2 protein-coding genes are annotated in these 1,326 nt (G+C 78.7%); one reads left to right on the top strand and one right to left on the bottom strand.

Annotation, left to right across the window (positions count from 1 at the left end):
- On the top strand, positions 1-162 hold a 162-nt coding region (locus WCS02_RS20385), incomplete at its 5' end, for a DUF3253 domain-containing protein (RefSeq protein ID WP_340296148.1).
- Positions 163-196: 34 nt separating this feature from the next.
- Here the strand turns inward: WCS02_RS20385 and WCS02_RS20380 are convergent.
- Positions 197-1,326: FtsX-like permease family protein (locus WCS02_RS20380; protein ID WP_340296146.1), on the bottom strand; the 1,130-nt coding region annotated here is incomplete at its 5' end.

Below are 1,326 nucleotides of genomic sequence, written 5' to 3'. Positions count from 1 at the left end.
GTCGGCGGCGCCGACGAGGCGGCGTGGCGCCCGCTCATGGAGCCGGCGCGGATGGCGGCCCGCCGGCTCGTCGCACGCGGCGAGGCGGAGATCACGCAGGGCGGGCAGGTCGTCGACCCCAGCACGGCCAAGGGTCCGGTACGGGTGCGTCGGGCCCGCTGAGCCCCGACGCACCCGCACCGGACTGACCCCATGGTCAGCCCGCGGCCCCGAGCGCGCCCGCCGGGGCCGCCGCCGAGGCCCGGTGGGCCGGCAGCAGCGACGCGCCGACGGCCACGCCGGCCACGACGACGACCAGGCCGACCAGCCACGCCCACGGCACGGCGACGACGGCCTCCGAGGGACCGCCCAGCAGCGACCAGGTCCCGGCCACCCCGAACAGCACCCCGAGCACGAGCCCGACCACCGCGCCGACGGCGCCCAGGACCAGGGCCTCCCAGGCGACCATCGCCCGCAGCCGCGACCTGCTGAGTCCGAGGGCGCGCAGCAGCGCGTTCTCCTGCCCACGCTCCACCAGCGACAGCGACAGGGTGTTGGACACCCCGACGAGGGCGATGACGACGGTGACGCCGAGCATGCCCGTCACCACCGCCAGCAGGACGTCGAAGGTCTGCTGCACCGATCCGAGCAGGAGGACCGGGGCGTCGAGCACCGCGTCCGGCTCGGCGGACAGGACGGCGGCGGTGAGCGCGTCGACCCGGGCCTCCACCTGCTCGTGGCCCAGGCCGTCGACCAGGGCGACGAGCACCGCGGGGGCCGCGCCGACCGAGGCGGCCGTCGCGGGGGCGAGCTGGACGTCCACCGGGGTGTCGGCGTCGACCACGACGACCAGGGCGGCGGGTACTGGGGCGCCGGGTGCGCCGAGGGCCTCCGGGGAGTCCGGCCCGACGGTCACCTGGTCGCCGGTGGCGACGCGGAGCAGCTCCGCCTCGGCCGCGGACAGCACGACGGTGCCCGCGTCGGGCGGGACGTCGGCCTCCGGCAGGACGTCGGTGAGGTCGCCCGCCAGCGCCTGCGTGTACGAGGCCACCTCCGGCTCGCCGCCGCCGGCCTCGACGCGGGCCACCACGACCGGGCCCGCCTGCGCGGCCGTGCTCGCGCCGACCCCCTCGACGCCCGCGGCCTCGACCGCCAGCGCCGTGGCCCCGTCGTCGTCCAGGTCCGGGGCGGTGACGGTGACGTCGACCGGGGTGTAGGCCTCGAGCTCGGCCGTCGTCGTCGCGCGCAGCGACCCTGCGCCGACGGCGGCGGTGACCGCGAGGGTGACGCCGATGAGGACCGCGCCCGCGGTGGCCGCGGTGCGCCGGGGGTGGCGGCCGACCGAGG

Origin of the sequence: Aquipuribacter hungaricus, from assembly GCF_037860755.1 — a bacterium.
GTDB classification, from domain to species: Bacteria; Actinomycetota; Actinomycetes; order Actinomycetales; family JBBAYJ01; genus Aquipuribacter; species Aquipuribacter hungaricus.
Note: the sequence above shows the minus strand (reverse complement) of the source record. Positions and strands in the feature narration are given on the sequence as shown.